Below are 19,337 nucleotides of genomic sequence, written 5' to 3'. Positions count from 1 at the left end.
CTTTCTTTTTATTTATCTTATCACAATCACATAGAATTTACTAGTTGGTTTGTACGAGCTCTCTACATACCGACCTATAATGGTATGATTCAGACACATAGAAGACAGTTTGCTTTTATTTCAAACCTCTAAACATACTTGTTTGTATCTGTTTGTCGTCAATCCCATTCTCTTTTAAGAAATTTTTCATCTCATTTATATCATCAGGTTGGCCGGTTAAGAGATAAATAGCTTGGTTACCGTATTTCACAACCGCATTTTTTAAAAATGCTTGGCTTTGAGAAAAGGTTTCGCTAGTTTTATAAGTTAGATTCGGATTATTCTTACTAAGCTCTCTTAACTCATTATCAAAAATGTTTACTCCTTTGTCTAAATGATTAAGAATGATGGAGCGCTTACCAGCCCACTCTTTCATAACTGGACGTAGAGTAGAAATACCGACATCAGAGGCAAAACAAACTAGTGCTTGGTCATTATCTTTAACAGATAAAGATGACTCCAGCCAACTCATCTCAATTTCACTACCAGCTGGTAAATGTGTTAAGGTTTCCTTGAACACGCTACCACTATTATGGGTTACAATAAGAATTTCGTCCTCATCAGGAGTGGAAGCAAGAGTTAGCCATCGGCTAGTCTGTTCCTCCTTTACTGGGCTTTTGTTTGTACCAAACAAGCTATCAGGAAGCTTAAACTGAGCATAGGAGCCAGCTTTCCATATTTGATTTTTTGGTTTTGTGATGTGAACTAAATATAAATCTCCGCTGGGATTTTCAATGGATTGTATCGATAAAGTCTGACTTCGTCCAAGGTAGGCAATGATTCCCCAAGATATAAAGCCGAGCACTCCAAGTGTAGTTAGAATAATCATGAACATTTTTTTCCCTCGTTTCATTTTTAAGCTCCTATAGTGTAATAATTTTTATGAATGAATAATATTTTTCTTCATTCAAGAATTTTCAAAAAATAAAGAAAAGATTTCTTTATTTCAGTATTCCTTTAATGAAGTTGGTTGCTAGTATTTCTACAGTTTTGCTAATATCTGGAAAATCATTTTCTGTGATATGCATATCCATGTAGTAAAATAGGTTGTAAACTTGTAAAATATCTTGAATTTTTTCTGGAGAATGGCCTTCAGCCTGTAAACGATGAGTAAAGGTTTTCACGAGAAATTGATGAAATGGATTCGTGACTTTCCCTTCTTCTGAGGAATAGTAGCTATGCAACTCATCTGCTATGGCAGGATTGTACCATTCTGCAAGGATTTTATTGGAAGAAACGAGTGCTCTGGATTGAGCAAAGAGTTGACTAATAAGATTAATCATATCAATTTCCCAATCCAGTTCTTCGATCATAGTTTGGCGAACACGATTGTTTTCATCAATATAGATATCTAAAAAAATAGCTTCTTTACTTTCGTAATAGTTGTAAAAAGATCCGACTGCCATATGAGCTTGTCTAGCAATTTCTGAAATTCCTGTCGCCTTGTATCCTTTTTTTGAAAAAACTTCATAAGCTGCGGATTTCAAAGCCTGTTTTTTGTCCAATTTGATTCACCTCTTTTCTGAATGAATATTAAATTCTATTCATTCATATCTTAACAAATCTTTTTCAGATTGTCAATCTGAAAGCTAGAACTTTTTACGGATACCACTTGATAAGGAGCTTTTCAATATTAGAAGAGTATAGAGTGTCGTTTTAACTACACTCAAGGTTTGGAAGAATAGATATAAATTTTGGTTAAGGGGATGTATAAAAGAACTGAAATGAGGGTTGAAAAAATTAAAAATAAATGGGTAGTGCTGGCACTATGTCTGAAAATAAGGTATGATATCAATGGGGTTATTCACTATCTGTTTTTGAGCTGTTGTGACAAGGAAATGTCAAAAAAGTATTAGATACTAAGCCCTCTATTTATACTAAAGGATTTAAGACTCCTAAAATTAGCAAAGGAGAATCAGATGCACAAGGTTTTATTAGTAGAAGATGATCAGGTCATTCGTCAACAGGTCGGGAAAATGCTCTCTGAATGGGGATTTGAAGTGGTGCTGGTAGAAGACTTTATGGAAGTTTTGAGTCTTTTTGTCCAGTCGGAGCCTCATCTGGTCCTCATGGATATTGGTTTGCCCTTGTTTAATGGCTATCACTGGTGTCAGGAAATTCGTAAGATTTCCAAGGTACCTATCATGTTTCTGTCTTCGAGAGACCAGGCTATGGATATTGTCATGGCAATCAATATGGGCGCGGATGACTTTGTGACCAAGCCTTTTGACCAGCAGGTTCTTTTAGCCAAGGTTCAGGGCTTGTTGCGTCGTTCCTATGAGTTTGGGCGTGACGAGAGTTTACTGGAATACGCCGGTGTGATCCTTAATACCAAATCAATGGATGTACATTATCAAGGGCAAGTCTTGAATTTGACCAAGAATGAATTCCAGATTTTACGCGTTTTATTTGAGCATGCAGGCAATATTGTAGCGCGTGATGACCTGATGCGGGAACTTTGGAACAGTGACTTTTTCATTGATGATAATACCCTCTCTGTCAATGTGGCTCGTTTGCGTAAAAAGTTGGAAGAGCAGGGCTTGGCTGGATTTATCGAAACCAAGAAAGGTATAGGGTACGGACTGAAGCATGCTTGATTGGAAACCATTTTTTCTAGCCTATCTGCGCTCCCGTAGTCGTCTGTTTGTCTATCTGCTTTCTTTGACGTTTCTGGTTTTGCTCTTTCAGTTTTTATTTGCCAGTTTGGGAATTTACTTTCTCTACTTTTTCCTGCTGTGTTGCTTTGTAACCATCTTATTTCTCACTTGGGACATATTGGTGGAAATGCAGGTCTATCGCCAGGAAATTCTCTATGGGGAGAGGGAAACCCAGTCTCCTTTGGAAATAGCTTTAGCAGAAAAATTAGAAGCGCGTGAGATGGAACTCTATCAGCAAAGGTCAGATTCAGAAAGAAAACTGACGGATTTGCTGGATTACTATACCTTGTGGGTCCATCAGATTAAGACCCCCATTGCAGCCAGTCAACTCTTAGTTGCAGAAGTAGCCGACCGCCAACTGAAGCAGCAGTTAGAACAGGAAATTTTTAAAATCGATTCCTATACCAATCTAGTTTTACAGTACCTGCGTTTAGAAAGTTTTCATGATGATTTGGTCTTAAAGCAGGTTCAAATTGAGGACTTGGTCAAGGAAATAATTCGTAAATACGCTCTTTTCTTTATTCAAAAAGGCTTAAATGTCAATCTACATGACCTTGATAAAGAAATCGTGACGGATAAAAAGTGGCTGCTAGTGGTCATTGAACAAATTATCTCAAACAGTCTCAAGTACACCAAGGAAGGTGGTCTGGAGATTTATATGGACGGGCAAGAGCTTTGTATCAAGGATACGGGAATCGGGATAAAAAACAGTGATGTCCTCCGAGTCTTTGAACGTGGCTTTTCAGGATATAATGGACGCCTAACTCAGCAGTCATCTGGACTTGGCCTCTATCTATCTAAGAAAATTTCTGAAGAACTAGGTCACCAGATTCGCATCGAGTCTGAGGTCGGAAAAGGAACGATAGTGCGGATTCAGTTTGCTCAAGTGAACTTAGTCCTTGAGTGAGAAGAGACAATGAGTTTTTACCCAATCTCTTTTTGCTATATTTCAGGATATTTGAAGACTGTTTTTTTTCAAAACCAATAATAGAATTTTTAATACGGAATATAGTATAAATACTGGTTCAAAGTGAAGTTTTGTATGCTTTATACTTTTGTTGAGTATAAAATCTATAAACTAAGGGTGAATTACAGAAATTAATTTGAGATGAAGTGAATTGTAGACTTGGGAAATGTCTCCTATTCGATTTCAGAATGAATCGTTGATACAGGATTAAAAGAACTGCAGCTTTCTTTTTATTTTGAATGAGATAGGTGTATATAGATTTGTGTAACTGGTGTAGAACTGTTTCCAAGAATTTATTGAATGTATCGAATACACACATCCTATTGATTTTGAACCAGTTTTTAATTTCTAAATGTTATAATAGTTTTATCAAGTAAAAGGAGACTACCATGATTGGAGACAATATAAAATTCTTACGAAAATCACATAATCTGATATAACCAGAATTTTCACGGATTGTGGGTGTGTCACGAAATAGCCTAAATCGTTAGAAAAACTGAAAAAGCTTACTTTCAATAGAAGTGTTGGAAATATTCATTTTACATCTATCAAAGAAACATGGGATAGACCTATATTTTACAAAATAGCAAATTATATTTTGAATGATAGTAAAAACTGCAGAACTTGTGTGATTTACAATTATTGCACTCAATGTCCGAGTATCGCACTATCTGAAATAGGGAATAGTAGAGATTGTTCTGCGATATGTAAAAAAACGCATTAGCAAGGAGTATCGTATATGCTACCATATCTTAAAACTATTAGATGGTATCTCTTCTTTAATTTTCTTTTTGGTGTAGTATCGAATATCTGCACAGCTTTGTTACCGTATTTCACGCAGGCATTAATCAAAGGGGATTATCAAGTAGCTCTATATGGTTACTCTATGTCAGTGGCAGGCTATTTGAGTTGTAACTATATCCAAATGATACTTGATTGGAAGCAGGGGATTATCTTTTCGACTACTTTGAAAAATGAGTGGTTTCGTTCACTTCTGGGACTCAGTCACCACGATTTCAAGCAGAAAACAGTAGCAGAGTATATTTCCTATCAATCTAATGACCTAGATTCGTTGGAAAAGGATTACCTTCCTCCATTGATGAGTTTTATCAAACAAATTTTACGTATCATCATTTACGCTTTCATTATTAGCAGAACAATTAATCCTATTGTATCACTGATTTTAATCTTTTCCACTGGAATTAGTATTCAAATTCCTAAAATCGTTGGGAAGTTGACCGCTAATCGTAGACAGGTTTACTTGAAAAAACAAGGAGATTACTATCGAACCTTGGAGGATTTGCTCATGGGACATCATTTGGTAAATAAACTAACTATGTCGCATTTTTTGAATCAACAAAAGAGCTCTCTAAAGAATTTGCAGGATAAGTATTTTAAGTATGGTTTGACAAAAATTACAGGCATCTTATTGACAGGTGTTTCTTTTGAATTCATTAGTCTTGTTCTGTTTATTTATTTAGCCTACTCTCTATCTCACCAGCAACTCGGTATTCCTGAGGTGGTGGCGAGTTTCGGATATATTAATGCTTTTTCTGAACCAATACAGGAAATCCTTTATGATTTACAAATGTTAGAGTCCGTAAAGCCTGTAATCAAGAGTTTTCAAAACATTGTTGGGAGACCCGTTTCAGTTCAAGCACCTCAACATTCTTTTGATACGATTACTTTGAAAAACATTTCCAAACAACTGGGAGAATCAAAATTGATAATTACTTCCGCTACGATTCAAAAAGGGGATAAAATTGCGCTTATTGGTAAGAATGGTTCTGGAAAAAGTAGTCTTCTCAACATTTTAAATGGAACAGATGAAGATTTTGAAGGACAAATTGTGCTAGATGGGCTTGTTTTGGACCATCTTTGGGGAAGATTCGGTATGATTCTGCAACAAGAACATACATTTATTTCGAGTTATGAAAATAATGTAACACTATTCAATAGTTTCAATGAAAAATTCAGAGAAGAAGATTTTGAAAAAATTCCACCACAATCCCTGTCAGGTGGTCAGCAACAACGAATGTATTTAAATCGTGAGAAAAATCGTAAAAATCCATTGCTTATCCTAGACGAACCTTTCTCTGCCTTGGATACTAATCAGTTTAAAATGGAATTGGAAAGAGTTCTGGAACTACCAAGTGCCGTCATTGTTACTTTACATCGCCAAAACGAATTATTAAGTAAGTTTGACCAAGTTTGGGAAATTAAGAATGGAGAACTTGTAATTTTGAAATAGCTAAATTATAAAGAATAAAACGCATAGTATCAAGGTTCAGGAGATACCGTTTTTCCTTCTTCGGATAAGGAAACAAAAATTTCTTGCTTCATCTATCTATTCAATTGATAGATTTCGTCAGAGAAAAACTGTAAAATTTTTGATATAATATAAAGGATGGACTGACGGATACTTAAAAGATAATTTTCAAAAGAATAACAGGTGAGAAGAAAAAATGGAGATCATGTCCTATCTTCACTTTGATTATTGGAAAAAACGGCTCGGTCAGGAGCTAGTATGAATAAGGAGAACAAATGAGACGTTTAAAAATGTTATGGCATATTATACAGGTTACGGGTTTTACTCGGTTTGCTCTGAGTTTTGTGACCTTTGTTTTTGGGTCAGGAGGCGTGCTTTTCCTAGTTGAACCTGCTATCACAAATTACGGAGACGGTCTTTGGTATGCTTTTGTGACTTCGACGACTGTCGGCTACGGGGATCTCCTAGCTGTGACCTTGATTGGAAGGATTACCAGTGTCTTCTTGACGATTTATGGGCTCATATTTTTTGGCTGTTTATCAGCTGTTATTATTAATTATTATACCGATTTAAATAAGGAAAGAGGAGAGGACAAATGACTGCCAATTATTCAACACGGGAATACCGTGAGAAATTATACGATGACCTTCATGTTCGATTGAGAGATACAGCGATTTTGATGTGTGCAATTTTTATTGCCTCTATCGGTCTAAATATGAATTCAACAGCTGTTATTATTGGAGCCATGTTAATTTCACCTCTCATGACACCGATTGTTGGACTGGGATTCGGTTTAGCTATTTTTGATACGCGTTTAATCAAGCAAGCTCTAGGGGTTTTATTGACTCAAGTGTTGGTCAGTTTGCTTGTCTCGACTCTGTATTTCTGGATTTCTCCCTTGTCTTATGCAAGTAGCGAGTTGATCGCACGAACCTCTCCAACCATTTGGGATGTTCTCATTGCTATTGCTGGTGGGATTGCTGGTGTGATCGGTTCAAGGAAAAAAGAAGCAAACAATATCGTGCCAGGAGTAGCCATTGCTACAGCTTTGATGCCGCCTATCTGTACTGCTGGCTATGGTTTAGCTAATGGGAATGTACGATTTTTATTGGGGGCTCTCTATCTTTTCTTGATCAACTGTGTCTTTATCATGCTAGCCAACATTGTTGGAACAAGAATTTTGATGAGAAAATCTCCTTTAACTTCATTTAAAGAGCTGAGCATTAAAATGAGAATTGGCTTGATTTCTTTGATTGTATTGTTGATTCTTCCAGCTAGCTATTCGGCAGTTACTCTGACAATAGAACAAGCGCGCAAAGAAGGGATCAAACAGTTTGTAGGAAAAGAGTTCGCCAATTATACGGTTATTAATCAAGTCTACAAGTCAAGTAACAATGAATTGGTCTTGACGGTTGTTGGAGATCCGATTTCAGAAGAAGAATTAGAAACACTCCACCAAAAACAAGCCTCTTACGGTATTCAATCTGTTCAATTGAAAGTGAATCAAGTTCAGAACTCGCCAACATTAGATAGTGAAGCGACCAAGGAATTTTATGAAAACATTGACAAGTATATTGATCAAAAACTCTCTGAAAAAGATTCACAAAACGATCTCGTAAAAGAAAATGAAGCAGACAAGGATTGAGGATATTAACCTTATCCAACTCATGAAAGCAAATCTTGTGTGGTGGTTTGGTCAATCACTACTAGTTCAGATTAAATAAAATATAAAAAGCAACAGCTGTTCAGTTGTTGCTTTTTAGCTAGCTAGGATTTTATCCTAGGTTTTATTTTTTATTTCTCAACTCGTGATTTGTTGGCGATATCAGCTAGGATAGCTTGAACAAAGTCATCAACTGAGACAGTTTGTGTTTCTTTTTGGCCATAGCGACGAACGTTAACAGTTCCGTCTTCCATTTCCTTGTCCCCAACGATCAATTGGTAAGGAATCTTGCTGGTTTGTGAAGCACGGATCTTGAACTGCATTTTTTCATTGCGCTCATCTACATCTGCACGGACACCGCGGTCACGGAGTTTCTTAGCCACTTCCCAAGCGTAGTCCACGTGTTTTTCGTTAGATACTGGGATGAGGGTTACTTGGTGAGGTGCAAGCCAAGTTGGGAAGGCACCTTTGTAGTTCTCAATCAAGATAGCTGTGAAGCGTTCCATAGTTGAGATAACTCCACGGTGGATCATAACTGGACGGTGCTCTTCGCCATCAGCTCCGATGTATTTAAGGTCGAAGCGTTCTGGAAGCAAGAAGTCAAGTTGGATAGTAGAAAGGGTTTCTTCTTTTCCAAGGGCTGTCTTAACTTGAATATCCAATTTTGGTCCGTAGAAGGCTGCTTCACCTTCGGCTTCAAAGTAATCCACACCCATTTCATCAAGAGCTGCACGAAGCATGGTTTGGGCATTTTCCCACATTTCATCGTTATCAAAGTACTTGTGAGTATCTTGAGGGTCACGAAGAGAGAGGCGGAAGCGGTATTCAGTCAAGTTGAAATCTTCATAAACATCGATAATCAACTGAAGGGCACGCTGGAATTCTTCTTGGATTTGTTCTGGAGTAACGAAAAGGTGACCGTCGTTAAGAGACATTTCACGTACACGTTGAAGACCAGTAAGGGCACCTGATTTTTCATAACGGTGCATCATACCGATTTCAGCGATACGGATTGGCAATTCACGGTAAGAGTGAACATGGTGTTTGAAGACTTGGATGTGGTGCGGACAGTTCATTGGACGAAGGACAAATTCTTCCCCGTCCCCCATGTCCATAGTTGGGAACATGTCTTCTTGGTAATGATCCCAGTGACCAGAAGTCTTGTAAAGTTCAACAGAAGCAAGTGGTGGAGTGTAAACGTGTTGGTAGCCTGAAGCCAACTCCTTGTCAACGATATAGCGTTCCAACTCACGACGAATAGTCGCACCATTTGGCAACCAGAATGGAAGTCCTTGACCAACCTCTTGTGAAATCATGAAGAGGTCAAGCTCTTTCCCAAGTTTACGGTGGTCACGTTCTTTGGCTTCTTCACGCATTTGAAGGTAGTTTTTCAAGTCTTTTTTGTCAAACCAAGCTGTACCGTAGATACGTTGCATCATAGCGTTGTCGCTATTTCCACGCCAGTAAGCACCTGCTACATGGAGAAGGTGGAAGATTTGGATACGACCTGTTGAAGGAACGTGTGGGCCACGGCAGAGGTCCACATATTCACCTTGACGGTAGATAGTCAAACCGCCCTCGTCTTCAGAGTGTTCTTCAATCAATTCCAACTTGTAAGGGTCGTTCTTGAAGATTTCACGTGCCTCGTCTTTAGTCACTTCTTCACGGATTGATGGGAAATTTTCTTTGACAATTTTTTGCATTTCTTCTTCGATACGAGGAAGGTCTTCGTTAGAGATTTGACCAGCTGTGTTGTCAGTATCATAGTAGAAACCATCTTCGATGGCTGGACCAACTCCCAAGTGAATGTCTGGGAAAAGACGACGAGCTGCTTGGGCGAACAAGTGAGCAGCTGAGTGACGCAAGATTGGAAGGGCATCTTCGTGATCAGGTGTCACGATTTCGATGCTTCCATCTTCAGTGATAGCACGAGTAGTGTCGATGAGTTTGCCGTTGAATTTACCAGCCAAGGCTTTTTTAGCTAGGGAATTGCTGATAGATTGGGCAATTTCAAAAGTAGTAACGCCAGCTTCGAATTCACGAACAGCGCCATCTGGGAAAGTAATGTTAATCATGATGTTCTCCTTACTTATATTATTGACGAATGTGTGAACCCTATTTTAAAAACAGGGACAGAGGATTTTGAAAGCTAGAAAAACAAAAAGCGACATCCTCAAAAGGACGTCGCAACGTGGTTCCACCTTCATTTATGTTCCTCAAAAAAGAGGGACACCTCTGATTGGCTCTAACGTGGCCGCCGTTTTATGTTTTCATAAAAAACTCAAGAGTAGTATCAGTTTAGGCTCTCTATGCGTTTCCAGCAACCACGCACTCTCTAGTAGAAAGGGACTAAGTGACTTGTCTCTATGGATTATTATAGCATGATTGTGAGATTTTTCAAGGATTTTGTGAAAGTTTTTTGTTTTTCATTTTTTGTAGAATATGCTTGATGCCAATACCGGAAGCCATGCCCACCAGAGCAAAGATTTCATAGGCTAAAAAGTAAAACCAGATAAATTCACCGAAGGTTATGATAGTAAAGCAAAAGAGCAGTCCGTTACCAATTAACCACCAAAGTGAGAAACGGAAACGGTAGCTATAGAGTAGCGATATAATCAAGATTACCAGAGGTGTAAAGAAGAGAAGATTGTTTATACAGAGTCCCTTGAGTGTAAGGGGGTCAGAAACAACTAGCAAGACCAACTCATAAAGTGGCCAATAAAAGAAAAATATGACCAGATAGTAGGGGAGATGGGAATAGAATCTAGGCATGATAATCACCTCGTTTTAAAAAACAGACAACTTGGATTTCTTGCTATGATTGTTATAGCATGTTTAAAACAAGAAAGTAAATCTGTTGACAAAGAAGTTAGTTATTGGTAGAATAGGGATTGTCGTAAAGACAAATAACTTCTTCTTGGTTACAGGCATGCCAACCTGTCACTCGGATGAAGCCAAATAAAAAGGAGAAACATCATGGCAATCTCAAAAGAGAAAAAAAATGAAATTATCGCACAATATGCACGTCACGAAGGTGATACAGGTTCAGTAGAGGTTCAAGTTGCTGTCCTTACTTGGGAAATCAACCACCTTAATGAACACATCAAACAACACAAAAAAGACCACGCTACTTACCGTGGATTGATGAAGAAAATCGGTCGCCGTCGTAACTTGCTTGCATACTTGCGTAAAAACGACGTTAACCGTTACCGTGAGTTGATCAACTCTCTAGGACTTCGTCGCTAATTCAAGATACAAAGGCCGTTAAAAGCACAAAGCAAAAATAGGAAAATTGGCGAAGAAACTTCAGTTTCTAGGAAATTTTATCTTTTTTGCCAAGTGCTTAGGCCGTGTTCAATTGAGCATATCTTGATAATGAAGCTACTCTATTGGGTAGCTTTTTTACTTTTGTCACCTTACCTTGATATGCTCAAGTATAATCTTTGGTTACGGTTCCTAGCACTGTAAGGTAAAATAAACCAGAATGATCTCCCTTCGGGGAGATTTTTTTGTTTCACTGAAAGTTTCGTACATTCTTCTCCTCGCCGTCTAGTCTATAAACGTTTTATCCAGCAAGAATCATGATGTTAAGGGCGTAAGAAATCCGTATGAAAATAGGGAAACGACACCGTGTTCGATGAACACAAGGAGTTCCATTTTTTTCACTAGGATTTTAGCCTGACCTCAAATCAGCTCTCTAATTTTAGAGGGCTTTTTATTGAGGTTTTATCGGTCACAATTTTGGAGACTACAAAAATCTCAAATGGTATCAGCTAATTACACCATAAAGGTGCGTAGCTACTCGGCTTGAAAAGCCGAGTAGCTGTCTGCAAGCCCCCTCGGAGAGCCCACACTTTACGAAGTAAAGTATGTTATACTTTACATGGAAGTAGTCACCGAATTCCAGTTAGAAATTACTTTGTAACTACGTTTTGAGGAGGAGTAAAATGCTTTCCTATGTTCGACATTACCCACTAGCGATAGCTAAATTAATGTGTCTGTGCTCTCCTAAAATCTGCTGATTTATTACTGACTAATACAGGAGGTTTTTATGGGACAGACAATCATATCTGCTATTGGTGTTTATATTTCCACCAGTATCGATTATTTAATTATTTTATTTATTTTATTTGCACAGCTATCACAGAATAAACAAAAATGGCATATTTATGCGGGGCAATATCTAGGCACAGGCTTACTTGTAGGGGCGAGTTTAGTTGCTGCTTATGTCGTTAATTTCGTGCCTGAAGAATGGATGGTTGGATTGCTTGGTTTAATCCCTATCTATTTAGGGATTCGCTTTGCAATTGTTGGAGAAGGTGAGGAAGAAGAGGAAGAAGAGGAAGAAATTATTGAAAGATTAGAACAAAGCAAGGCAAATCAACTGTTTTGGACAGTTACATTGCTGACAATTGCGTCTGGCGGAGATAATTTAGGTATCTATATACCTTATTTTGCTTCGTTAGATTGGTCACAGACCCTCGTGGCGTTGCTTGTGTTTGTAATCGGCATAATTATCTTATGCGAGATTAGTCGGGTGTTATCCTCTATTCCGTTAATATTCGAGACAATTGAAAAATACGAGCGAATCATTGTGCCCTTAGTATTCATTCTACTTGGACTATACATCATGTATGAAAATGGCACGATAGAGACTTTTCTGACCGTGTAGATTTTTTTGTTTCACTAGGATTTTATCCCGAGCTCAAATTGGCTCTCTGATTTTCAGAGGGCTTTTTATGTTGTCACCTTACCTCGACATACTCAAGTTTAATCTTCGGTTACGGTTCCTAGCACAATAAAACCAACTATATTCATTTGTTCTCATCTTGTTACGCAGTTGAAAATATGGTATACTTTTTCATGAGAATTTTCTAAATTTTTAAGATTCTATCATAGGAGGTTTGCATGCTTTCCAAATTTTCTGGAAGCCGACAAGACCAGCAATTTGTGTTACTTTTAGTTATTTTGCTAGCTACTTTAGGGATTTCTCTCTTTCTAGCAGTTTCAATGGGATCTGTTGCAATTGATCTAGGAGATACCTATCGGATTATTTTGAGCAGATTAGGATTTCCTCTTGAGATAGGAGAGGTTTCCAAGTCCACTCTTGTCATTGTATGGAACATGAGATTTCCCCGAGTATTGTTAGGTCTGATAGTGGGAGCAGGCCTTTCTATGTGTGGTAGCGTGATGCAGTCCACAGTGAACAATCCCATCGCTGAGCCTTATGTCTTAGGAATATCTGCGGGTGCAACTCTAGGGGCAACTTTGAGCATCATTCTTGGTTTAAAAGTGATGATTAGCCTTGGAGCTTTTCTTGGAGCTATTTTGGCAACAATTTCTGTCCTCATCATTGCCTCTATGCAGGGAAGGATGACGACTTCTAGTCTGATTTTATCAGGAACGGTGGTCAATGCTCTCTTTCTGGCTTTTTCAAACTTTATTATCTCAGTTGGTGCTAATGCGGACAGTGTGATGACCATTAAGTTTTGGACCATGGGCTCGCTCGCTGGGACTACCTGGGCAGACTTGGTCCTGCCAACTATAATAGTAGGAATGGCCTTTCTATTTTTCTCTACTCAGTATCGTGTTTTCAATGCGATGATGATGGGAGATGAGGCTGCTTTAACTTTGGGGATTCCCTTACGCTTTTATTGGTATCTTTATGTGACCATGGTGGCTGTGCTGACAGCAGTCTTAGTGGCAACCTGTGGGATTATTGGATTTGTCGGTCTGATTACTCCACATTTAGCTCGAGGGTTAGTAGGAACGAATTACAAGAGGCTTTTTCCTGTTGCAACCTTGATGGGTTCCCTCTTTGTCATCTGGGCAGACGTACTCTCTCGTATCATCATTCCAAACGCAGAGCTTCCTATTGGTATTTTCACAGCCTTAGTAGGTGCTCCCTTCTTTATCTATATTGTTGGAGGTAGGCGAAGGGAGGTGAGGGGCTGATATGGACTTGATTTGTCAGGATATCCATTTTGGACTAGGAGAGAAAAAAATCCTCAAAGGAGTCTCTCTTAAGGTTGAAGGGAATCAATTTCACACGATATTAGGACCAAATGGAAGCGGGAAAACCAGTCTACTTAAACTCCTCTATCGTCAGGAAAAGGCGGACAAAGGCTTGATAAGCCTAGATGGAAAGCCTCTGGAGCATTGGTCACTCAAAGAAACAGCCAAGCAAATGGCAGTTGTCACCCAGTTTAATCAATTGCAGTTTGATTGTACAGTTGAGGAAATCGTCTTGCTGGGAAGAACTCCCCACCTCTCTTTTTTACAGAAGGAAAGGGAAAGAGATTTTACACTTGTTCAAGATGCCCTCGTTAAGGTGGATATGCTTGAGAAGAAAACTCGTCTCTATTCGTCCCTGTCAGGAGGAGAGAAACAGCGAGTCTTATTAGCCCGCGCCTTGGCGCAAGAACCGACTCTCTTGCTCCTAGACGAACCAACCAATCACCTGGATATCAAGTATCAGCTAGACTTGTTGGCCATTGTGAAGGAGCTTAAGGTCAATGTTCTAGCTGTCCTGCATGATATTCAACTTGCTTGTCGCTATTCGGATTATCTCTATCTGATGAAAGAGGGAGAAATCCTTTACCAAGGGACTCCAAAGGAGACCATCACCCCTGAGTCATTGCAAACTGTATACGGAGTTCAAAGTCAGGTTACTTGGACCGAGGATCAGCAAGCTATGATTCACTATTTATAAGAATGAAAAGGAAAACAAGATGAAAAAAACACTTAATATTTTACTAGTAACAGTAGCTACATTAACTTTGGCAGCTTGTGGTAACACTACTACAGAAAAAGCTACTACACAATCTAGCACAGAAACAAGTCAAAAGGTTAACGCAGAGACGACTTATCCGTTAACGGTCAAAACCTATGACGCGAAAGGGAATGAAGTCGAACAAGTCTTTGACAAGGCACCTGAAAAAGTGATCACCAACAATCTTTCAACCACTGAAATCTTATTGGAGTTGGGGTTGAAGGATAAAATTGCTGGCATGCTTAACCCTGATAATGCTGTGACGGACAAATACAAGGACGCGATTGCAACGATTCCTCAAATTGGGGATAAAAAAACAGTCTCACAAGAGACAGTCCTTTCTTATGAGCCAGACGCTGTGATGGGTCGAAACATGATGTTTTCTGAAAAATCCTTGGGGACAGTTAGCACTTGGAATGAAAATAAAATCCCAGTTTATACACAAAAAGCTTCTCTCTCAACAATTCAGCAAGATTTGGGGAATATCGTAGAAGATGTAAAAAATCTTGGAATGATTTTTAATGTGCAGGACAAGGCCAATGAATACGCAGCTCAATTACAAACTAAAATTGACGCTGTTAAGAAAGCAAATCCAGCAAGCCAAGGTGAAAAGAAAAAGGCTTTGATTATGGTTGCTTATAATGACGAAACCTTTGGTGCCTACAAGTCTGCTTTGCAAGAAAGCCTGCTGAACCAACTTGGTTATACAAACGTTGCAACGGGAACATCAGGCTTGACCTTGGAAAATCTTGTGTCAATGGATCCTGAGTTGATTATCTATGTAACCAGCGACCGCAATAAAAAATTGGATGCCAATGCTGTAGAGTTGATGAAGGCAAATACTGTTTTGGAAGGTGTTCCTGCTATTAAGAATCAAAAAATCATGACTATATCTTACGATGAGTTGATGGATTACGGTCCAGCAGTGATTGATTCCCTTGAGAAAATCAATGACTTTATCAATAAATAAAGAGTTTGATTGGGAAGGAATCCAAGTCAAGGTCAGTCTTCCTTCGACCTATGATCCTAATCAAAGCTATCCGGCTATTTTATTGAATGATGGAAACTTGGATTTCCTATCGTCCCTTTCCGAATCTGTGATTTTAGTGGGCTTGACTTCTAAAAATCGCCTAGACGACTACACGCCCTGGGCGACATCGGCTCTGAGAGATGGAGCTCCAGATTTTGGAGGTCAGGCAGATGCCTATCATGGCCATTTATTTGGAGGTCTTTTAGACAAGCTGCAGTCGCTTTATCGCCTGGACAAAAATCGTCTTGCTTATGGAGGTTACTCACTAGGTGGTTTGGCTGCAGTCTACAGTCTTTTCAGCTTTGACAAGGTTTCCTGTGTCTTTTCAATCTGCGGTTCCTTTTGGTATCCTGATTTTGTGACTTACTGTAGGGAAGAAAAGGTGAAAAATTTGGACTGTTTGCTGTATTTACAGAACGGTCAAACAGAAGGAGTCAATCATAGCAATCGCTTGGCTCAAGCACCAGTCTATGCTGAGCAGATCCATACCAGTCTTCAAAAACGCTATCCGAATGGTCAGTTTGTCTTTGATTCTTATGGGCATCATGAGCAAGTGGCTGAACGATTCCTAGCCTTTTCCGGCTGGTTGGCCCAAAAATGGAAAATCAAATAAAAGAATTATCCCTTGGCTTTTGCCAAGGGATTGTTGTATTTATTTAACTAAGTTTTTCTCTTTTCTTATCTGGATTCCATACGAAGCTCGCGATAAAGCTAAAGATGATGGTTAGGATAGCGAGGATAATGGCAAGGATGAGGGCAGGAATGCGGATAAACCACCAGAGTGGGTTCGGTTTTTTATTATTGTGCCATTGTTTGGTTTCTTGGTCCAAACGTTGGAATTCGGCTTGGATACGATTGGCGACTGTTTCAATGCCTTCATCATTCATTTTCTTGATATCTGAGATATCGATTGGATTTCCAAAGTTCATGTCGACACGTTCACGACTAACCAAGCCCTTCAAGGTCATGGGACCTGTGTAGGTAACCGGCATGATACGGACCTTGGCCATTTTGGCAATCAGGGCTACGCCACCTTTTACATCATTTGAGTGACGGCTTCCACTTGGAAACATGATGAGAGAGCGGTCACTTTTTTTGAGAACATTGATAGGGTATTTGATGGCTGAGGCGCTAGGATTTTCACGGTCGATGGGAAAGGCGCCACACATACGAATCCACCAGCCAAAGATACGATTGGTAAAGAGCTCTTTTTTGGCCATAAAGATGAACTGTTTTGGCTTGGTCGCAAAGGCCATATAAACTGGATCCCACCAGGTGCGGTGAGGTGCAACCAGAATATAATTTTCATCTTGATTAGGAATTTTATCAGTATTATGATAGTGGGCATTGCCATTGATGGACCAGAGGAGTAAGACAACCAATCCACGTAAATAAGTATAAAACATGCGATCTCCTTCGATTCTTTTCTTGTTATTATTATACCTTATCAAAGGAGGGCTGGCAAACTTTTCCCTTGACTAGGTGCATATTTAGGATGAGATTAGAATTCTTTTAGAAAAAATGATATGATAGAATTTATGGATAAAAATAAGATTATGGGATTAACCCAAAGAGAAGTCGAGGAAAGACAGGCTAAGGGCTTGGTCAATGATTTTACCGCATCAGCCAGTACCAGTACTTGGCAAATCGTTAAACGAAATGTCTTTACCCTTTTTAACGCTTTGAACTTTGCCATTGCTTTGGCACTTGCCTTTGTGCAGGCTTGGAGCAATCTGGTCTTCTTTGCCGTTATCTGCTTTAACGCTTTTTCTGGAATTGTGACTGAGCTACGGGCCAAACACATGGTGGACAAGCTCAATCTCATGACCAAGGAAAAGGTCAAAACCATCCGTGATGGTCAAGAAGTGGCTCTGAATCCGGAAGAATTGGTGCTAGGAGATGTCATTCGTCTGTCTGCTGGAGAGCAGATTCCCAGTGATGCCTTGGTTTTGGAAGGCTTTGCGGAGGTTAATGAAGCCATGTTGACGGGGGAAAGTGATTTGGTGCAAAAGGAAGTGGATACCTTGCTTTTGTCAGGAAGTTTCCTAGCCAGTGGGTCAGTTTTAGCTCAGGTTCATCATGTCGGTGCAGACAACTATGCTGCCAAACTCATGCTGGAAGCCAAGACCGTTAAACCAATCAACTCTCGTATCATGAAATCGTTGGACAGGCTAGCTGGTTTTACTGGGAAGATTATCATTCCTTTTGGTCTGGCTCTCTTACTAGAAGCCTTGCTTTTAAAAGGCTTGCCTCTTAAGTCGTCCGTTGTAAATTCGTCGACAGCCCTTCTGGGGATGTTACCTAAGGGAATTGCCCTTTTGACCATTACTTCGCTTTTGACTGCGGTGATTAAGTTGGGCTTGAAAAAGGTCTTGGTGCAGGAGATGTACTCTGTTGAGACCTTGGCACGCGTGGATATGCTCTGTTTGGACAAGACGGGCACCATCACCCAAGGAAAGATGCAGGTGGAGGCTGTTCTTCCACTGACGGCAACTTATGGTGAAGAGACTATTGCCAGCATTTTGGCCAGCTACATGGCCCACAGTGAGGATAAAAATCCAACTGCCCAAGCTATTCGCCAGCGCTTCCAAGGCCAAGTAGCCTATCCTATGCTCTCTAATCTTCCCTTCTCCAGCGACCGCAAGTGGGGAGCTATGGAATTGGAAGGTTTGGGGACAGTTTTCTTAGGTGCGCCTGAGATGTTGCTGGACTCTGAAGCCCCAGAAGCCAGGGAGGCCTTGGAGAGAGGGTCACGTGTCTTGGTCTTAGCTCTCAGTCAGGAGAAATTAGACCATCACAAACCACAGAAACCATCTGATATTCAGGCTCTAGCCTTGCTAGAAATCTTGGACCCGATACGAGAAGGAGCAGCTGAGACGCTGGACTATCTTCGTTCTCAAGAAGTGGGACTCAAAATCATTTCTGGGGACAATCCAGTTACGGTATCCAGCATTGCCCAGAAGGCTGGTTTTGCAGACTATGACAGTTATGTAGATTGCTCAAAAATTACGGATGAGGAATTGATTGCTATGGCTGAGGAGACAGCTATTTTCGGACGTGTTTCCCCTCATCAAAAGAAACTCATCATCCAAACACTGAAAAAAGCGGGGCATACAACAGCTATGACAGGGGATGGAGTTAATGATATCCTGGCCCTTCGTGAGGCGGATTGTTCTATCGTGATGGCTGAGGGAGATCCAGCGACTCGTCAGATTGCCAATCTGGTTCTCTTGAACTCTGACTTTAATGATGTTCCTGAGATTCTTTTTGAAGGTCGTCGTGTGGTTAATAATATTGCCCACATTGCACCGATTTTCTTGATAAAGACCATCTACTCATTCTTGCTCGCAGTTATCTGTATCGCCAGTGCTTTACTAGGTCGGTCTGAGTGGATCTTGATTTTCCCCTTCATTCCGATCCAGATTACCATGATTGACCAGTTCGTGGAAGGGTTCCCACCATTCGTTCTGACTTTTGAGCGAAATATCAAACCTGTTGAGCCAAACTTCCTCAGAAGATCCATGCTTCGTGCTCTACCAAGTGCTCTCATGGTTGTGTTCAGCGTTCTTTTTGTGAAAATATTTGGAAGTAGCCAAGGTTGGTCTGAGTTAGAAATTTCAACTCTACTCTATTATCTCTTGGGGTCAATTGGTTTCTTATCTGTATTTAGAGCCTGCATGCCATTTACCCTATGGCGTGTCCTCCTGATTGTTTGGTCAGTAGGAGGCTTCCTAGCTACAGCTCTCTTCCCAAGAATTCAAAAACTACTTGAAATTTCAACCTTAACAGGACAAACATTACCTGTTTATGGTGTCATGATGTTGGTCTTTACCGTGATTTTCATTTTGACCAGTCGCTACCAAGCTAGAAAATAAAGAAAGGCTGCAATCTGTGGATTGCGGTCTTTTTAGGTACAAGATTGCCAGCTGAAATGTGGTAT

17 protein-coding genes are annotated in these 19,337 nt (G+C 39.8%); 12 read left to right on the top strand and 5 right to left on the bottom strand.

The genetic code is table 11. The features are described from left to right. Positions 1–115: 115 nt before the first annotated feature. Positions 116–892 carry a ferredoxin reductase domain-containing protein gene (locus B7699_RS03485; protein ID WP_084927165.1) on the bottom strand — a complete coding sequence of 259 codons (777 nt, stop codon included), beginning with the start codon at positions 890–892 and terminating at the stop codon, positions 116–118. A gap of 88 nt (positions 893–980) precedes the next feature. After that, positions 981–1,550: a TetR/AcrR family transcriptional regulator gene (locus B7699_RS03480; protein ID WP_142358321.1), complete on the bottom strand. Its 570-nt coding sequence runs from the start codon at positions 1,548–1,550 to the stop codon at positions 981–983. 408 nt (positions 1,551–1,958) lie between these two features. On the opposite strand from B7699_RS03480, the gene B7699_RS03475 reads away from it, so the two are divergent. The 5 genes from B7699_RS03475 (at position 1,959) to B7699_RS03455 (ending at position 7,577) form a co-directional block, all read left to right on the top strand. Then, positions 1,959–2,636 (top strand): response regulator transcription factor, encoded by a 678-nt coding sequence (locus tag B7699_RS03475; protein WP_084927163.1) that lies wholly within the window; start codon positions 1,959–1,961, stop codon positions 2,634–2,636. Then, the gene (locus B7699_RS03470; RefSeq protein ID WP_084927162.1) at positions 2,629–3,603 is read left to right on the top strand and encodes a sensor histidine kinase; all 975 of its coding nucleotides are present in this window, start codon (positions 2,629–2,631) and stop codon (positions 3,601–3,603) included. The genes B7699_RS03475 and B7699_RS03470 overlap by 8 nt, the downstream gene beginning before the upstream one ends. Positions 3,604–4,402: 799 nt before the next feature. After that, positions 4,403–5,914 carry an ATP-binding cassette domain-containing protein gene (locus tag B7699_RS03465; RefSeq protein ID WP_004242726.1) on the top strand — a complete coding sequence of 504 codons (1,512 nt, stop codon included), beginning with the start codon at positions 4,403–4,405 and terminating at the stop codon, positions 5,912–5,914. Between the two features lie 293 nt (positions 5,915–6,207). Further along, on the top strand, positions 6,208–6,531 hold the full coding sequence (locus B7699_RS03460; RefSeq protein ID WP_001253404.1) for a potassium channel family protein: 324 nt from the start codon (positions 6,208–6,210) through the stop codon (positions 6,529–6,531). Further along, the gene (locus B7699_RS03455; RefSeq protein ID WP_084927161.1) at positions 6,528–7,577 is read left to right on the top strand and encodes a DUF389 domain-containing protein; all 1,050 of its coding nucleotides are present in this window, start codon (positions 6,528–6,530) and stop codon (positions 7,575–7,577) included. Before B7699_RS03460 ends, B7699_RS03455 begins: the two co-directional genes overlap by 4 nt. Before the next feature lie 149 nt (positions 7,578–7,726). On the opposite strand, the gene thrS is transcribed toward B7699_RS03455, so the two are convergent. Together thrS and B7699_RS09625 are read right to left on the bottom strand one after the other, a co-directional pair. After that, entirely contained in the window at positions 7,727–9,670 is a 1,944-nt protein-coding gene (thrS, locus tag B7699_RS03450; RefSeq protein ID WP_084927160.1) for a threonine--tRNA ligase, read from the bottom strand. Positions 9,671–9,992: 322 nt separating this feature from the next. Next, the gene (locus tag B7699_RS09625) at positions 9,993–10,367 is read right to left on the bottom strand and encodes a hypothetical protein (protein ID WP_192851999.1); all 375 of its coding nucleotides are present in this window, start codon (positions 10,365–10,367) and stop codon (positions 9,993–9,995) included. A gap of 204 nt (positions 10,368–10,571) precedes the next feature. Between B7699_RS09625 and rpsO the strand changes: the two genes are divergently transcribed. From rpsO to B7699_RS03415, 6 genes are all read left to right on the top strand, one after another. Then, the gene (gene rpsO, locus B7699_RS03440; protein WP_001018251.1) at positions 10,572–10,841 is read left to right on the top strand and encodes a 30S ribosomal protein S15; all 270 of its coding nucleotides are present in this window, start codon (positions 10,572–10,574) and stop codon (positions 10,839–10,841) included. An 805-nt stretch (positions 10,842–11,646) separates the two neighbouring features. After that, on the top strand, positions 11,647–12,267 hold the full coding sequence (locus B7699_RS03435; RefSeq protein ID WP_000531713.1) for a CadD family cadmium resistance transporter: 621 nt from the start codon (positions 11,647–11,649) through the stop codon (positions 12,265–12,267). A 236-nt stretch (positions 12,268–12,503) separates the two neighbouring features. After that, on the top strand, positions 12,504–13,550 hold the full coding sequence (locus tag B7699_RS03430; protein ID WP_084927159.1) for a FecCD family ABC transporter permease: 1,047 nt from the start codon (positions 12,504–12,506) through the stop codon (positions 13,548–13,550). A gap of 1 nt (position 13,551) precedes the next feature. Further along, positions 13,552–14,307: an ABC transporter ATP-binding protein gene (locus B7699_RS03425; protein WP_084927158.1), complete on the top strand. Its 756-nt coding sequence runs from the start codon at positions 13,552–13,554 to the stop codon at positions 14,305–14,307. 19 nt (positions 14,308–14,326) lie between these two features. After that, positions 14,327–15,337, top strand: a complete 1,011-nt coding sequence (locus B7699_RS03420; RefSeq protein ID WP_084927157.1) for an ABC transporter substrate-binding protein — start codon at positions 14,327–14,329, stop codon at positions 15,335–15,337. After that, a complete protein-coding gene (locus tag B7699_RS03415; protein ID WP_084927156.1) occupies positions 15,318–16,010 on the top strand; it encodes an alpha/beta hydrolase in 693 nt (230 codons plus the stop codon). The genes B7699_RS03420 and B7699_RS03415 overlap by 20 nt, the downstream gene beginning before the upstream one ends. Before the next feature lie 43 nt (positions 16,011–16,053). Here B7699_RS03415 and B7699_RS03410 read toward each other — a convergent pair whose 3' ends face one another. Next, a complete protein-coding gene (locus tag B7699_RS03410) occupies positions 16,054–16,803 on the bottom strand; it encodes a lysophospholipid acyltransferase family protein (protein WP_084927155.1) in 750 nt (249 codons plus the stop codon). A 132-nt stretch (positions 16,804–16,935) separates the two neighbouring features. Here B7699_RS03410 and B7699_RS03405 point away from each other — a divergent pair, with 132 nt between their 5' ends. Further along, a complete protein-coding gene (locus B7699_RS03405; RefSeq protein ID WP_084927241.1) occupies positions 16,936–19,272 on the top strand; it encodes a cation-translocating P-type ATPase in 2,337 nt (778 codons plus the stop codon). Positions 19,273–19,337: the final 65 nt, after the last annotated feature.

It is taken from the genome of Streptococcus mitis (genome assembly GCF_002096835.1).
GTDB classification, from domain to species: Bacteria; Bacillota; Bacilli; order Lactobacillales; family Streptococcaceae; genus Streptococcus; species Streptococcus mitis_W.
Note: the sequence above shows the minus strand (reverse complement) of the source record. Positions and strands in the feature narration are given on the sequence as shown.

Bases quoted from the DNA above. Each gene is read 5' to 3' on its own strand.
- B7699_RS03430 (WP_084927159.1), top strand. From the start codon at position 12,504: ATGCTTTCCAAATTTTCTGGAAGCCGACAAGACCAGCAATTTGTGTTA.
- B7699_RS03420 (WP_084927157.1), top strand. From the start codon at position 14,327: ATGAAAAAAACACTTAATATTTTACTAGTAACAGTAGCTACATTAACT.
- B7699_RS03485 (WP_084927165.1), bottom strand. From the start codon at position 892: ATGAAACGAGGGAAAAAAATGTTCATGATTATTCTAACTACACTTGGA.
- B7699_RS03460 (WP_001253404.1), top strand. From the start codon at position 6,208: ATGAGACGTTTAAAAATGTTATGGCATATTATACAGGTTACGGGTTTT.
- B7699_RS03475 (WP_084927163.1), top strand. From the start codon at position 1,959: ATGCACAAGGTTTTATTAGTAGAAGATGATCAGGTCATTCGTCAACAG.
- B7699_RS03415 (WP_084927156.1), top strand. From the start codon at position 15,318: ATGACTTTATCAATAAATAAAGAGTTTGATTGGGAAGGAATCCAAGTC.
- B7699_RS03435 (WP_000531713.1), top strand. From the start codon at position 11,647: ATGGGACAGACAATCATATCTGCTATTGGTGTTTATATTTCCACCAGT.
- B7699_RS03470 (WP_084927162.1), top strand. From the start codon at position 2,629: ATGCTTGATTGGAAACCATTTTTTCTAGCCTATCTGCGCTCCCGTAGT.
- B7699_RS03465 (WP_004242726.1), top strand. From the start codon at position 4,403: ATGCTACCATATCTTAAAACTATTAGATGGTATCTCTTCTTTAATTTT.
- B7699_RS03455 (WP_084927161.1), top strand. From the start codon at position 6,528: ATGACTGCCAATTATTCAACACGGGAATACCGTGAGAAATTATACGAT.
- B7699_RS03425 (WP_084927158.1), top strand. From the start codon at position 13,552: ATGGACTTGATTTGTCAGGATATCCATTTTGGACTAGGAGAGAAAAAA.
- thrS (WP_084927160.1), bottom strand. From the start codon at position 9,670: ATGATTAACATTACTTTCCCAGATGGCGCTGTTCGTGAATTCGAAGCT.
- B7699_RS09625 (WP_192851999.1), bottom strand. From the start codon at position 10,367: ATGCCTAGATTCTATTCCCATCTCCCCTACTATCTGGTCATATTTTTC.
- rpsO (WP_001018251.1), top strand. From the start codon at position 10,572: ATGGCAATCTCAAAAGAGAAAAAAAATGAAATTATCGCACAATATGCA.
- B7699_RS03405 (WP_084927241.1), top strand. From the start codon at position 16,936: ATGGATAAAAATAAGATTATGGGATTAACCCAAAGAGAAGTCGAGGAA.
- B7699_RS03410 (WP_084927155.1), bottom strand. From the start codon at position 16,803: ATGTTTTATACTTATTTACGTGGATTGGTTGTCTTACTCCTCTGGTCC.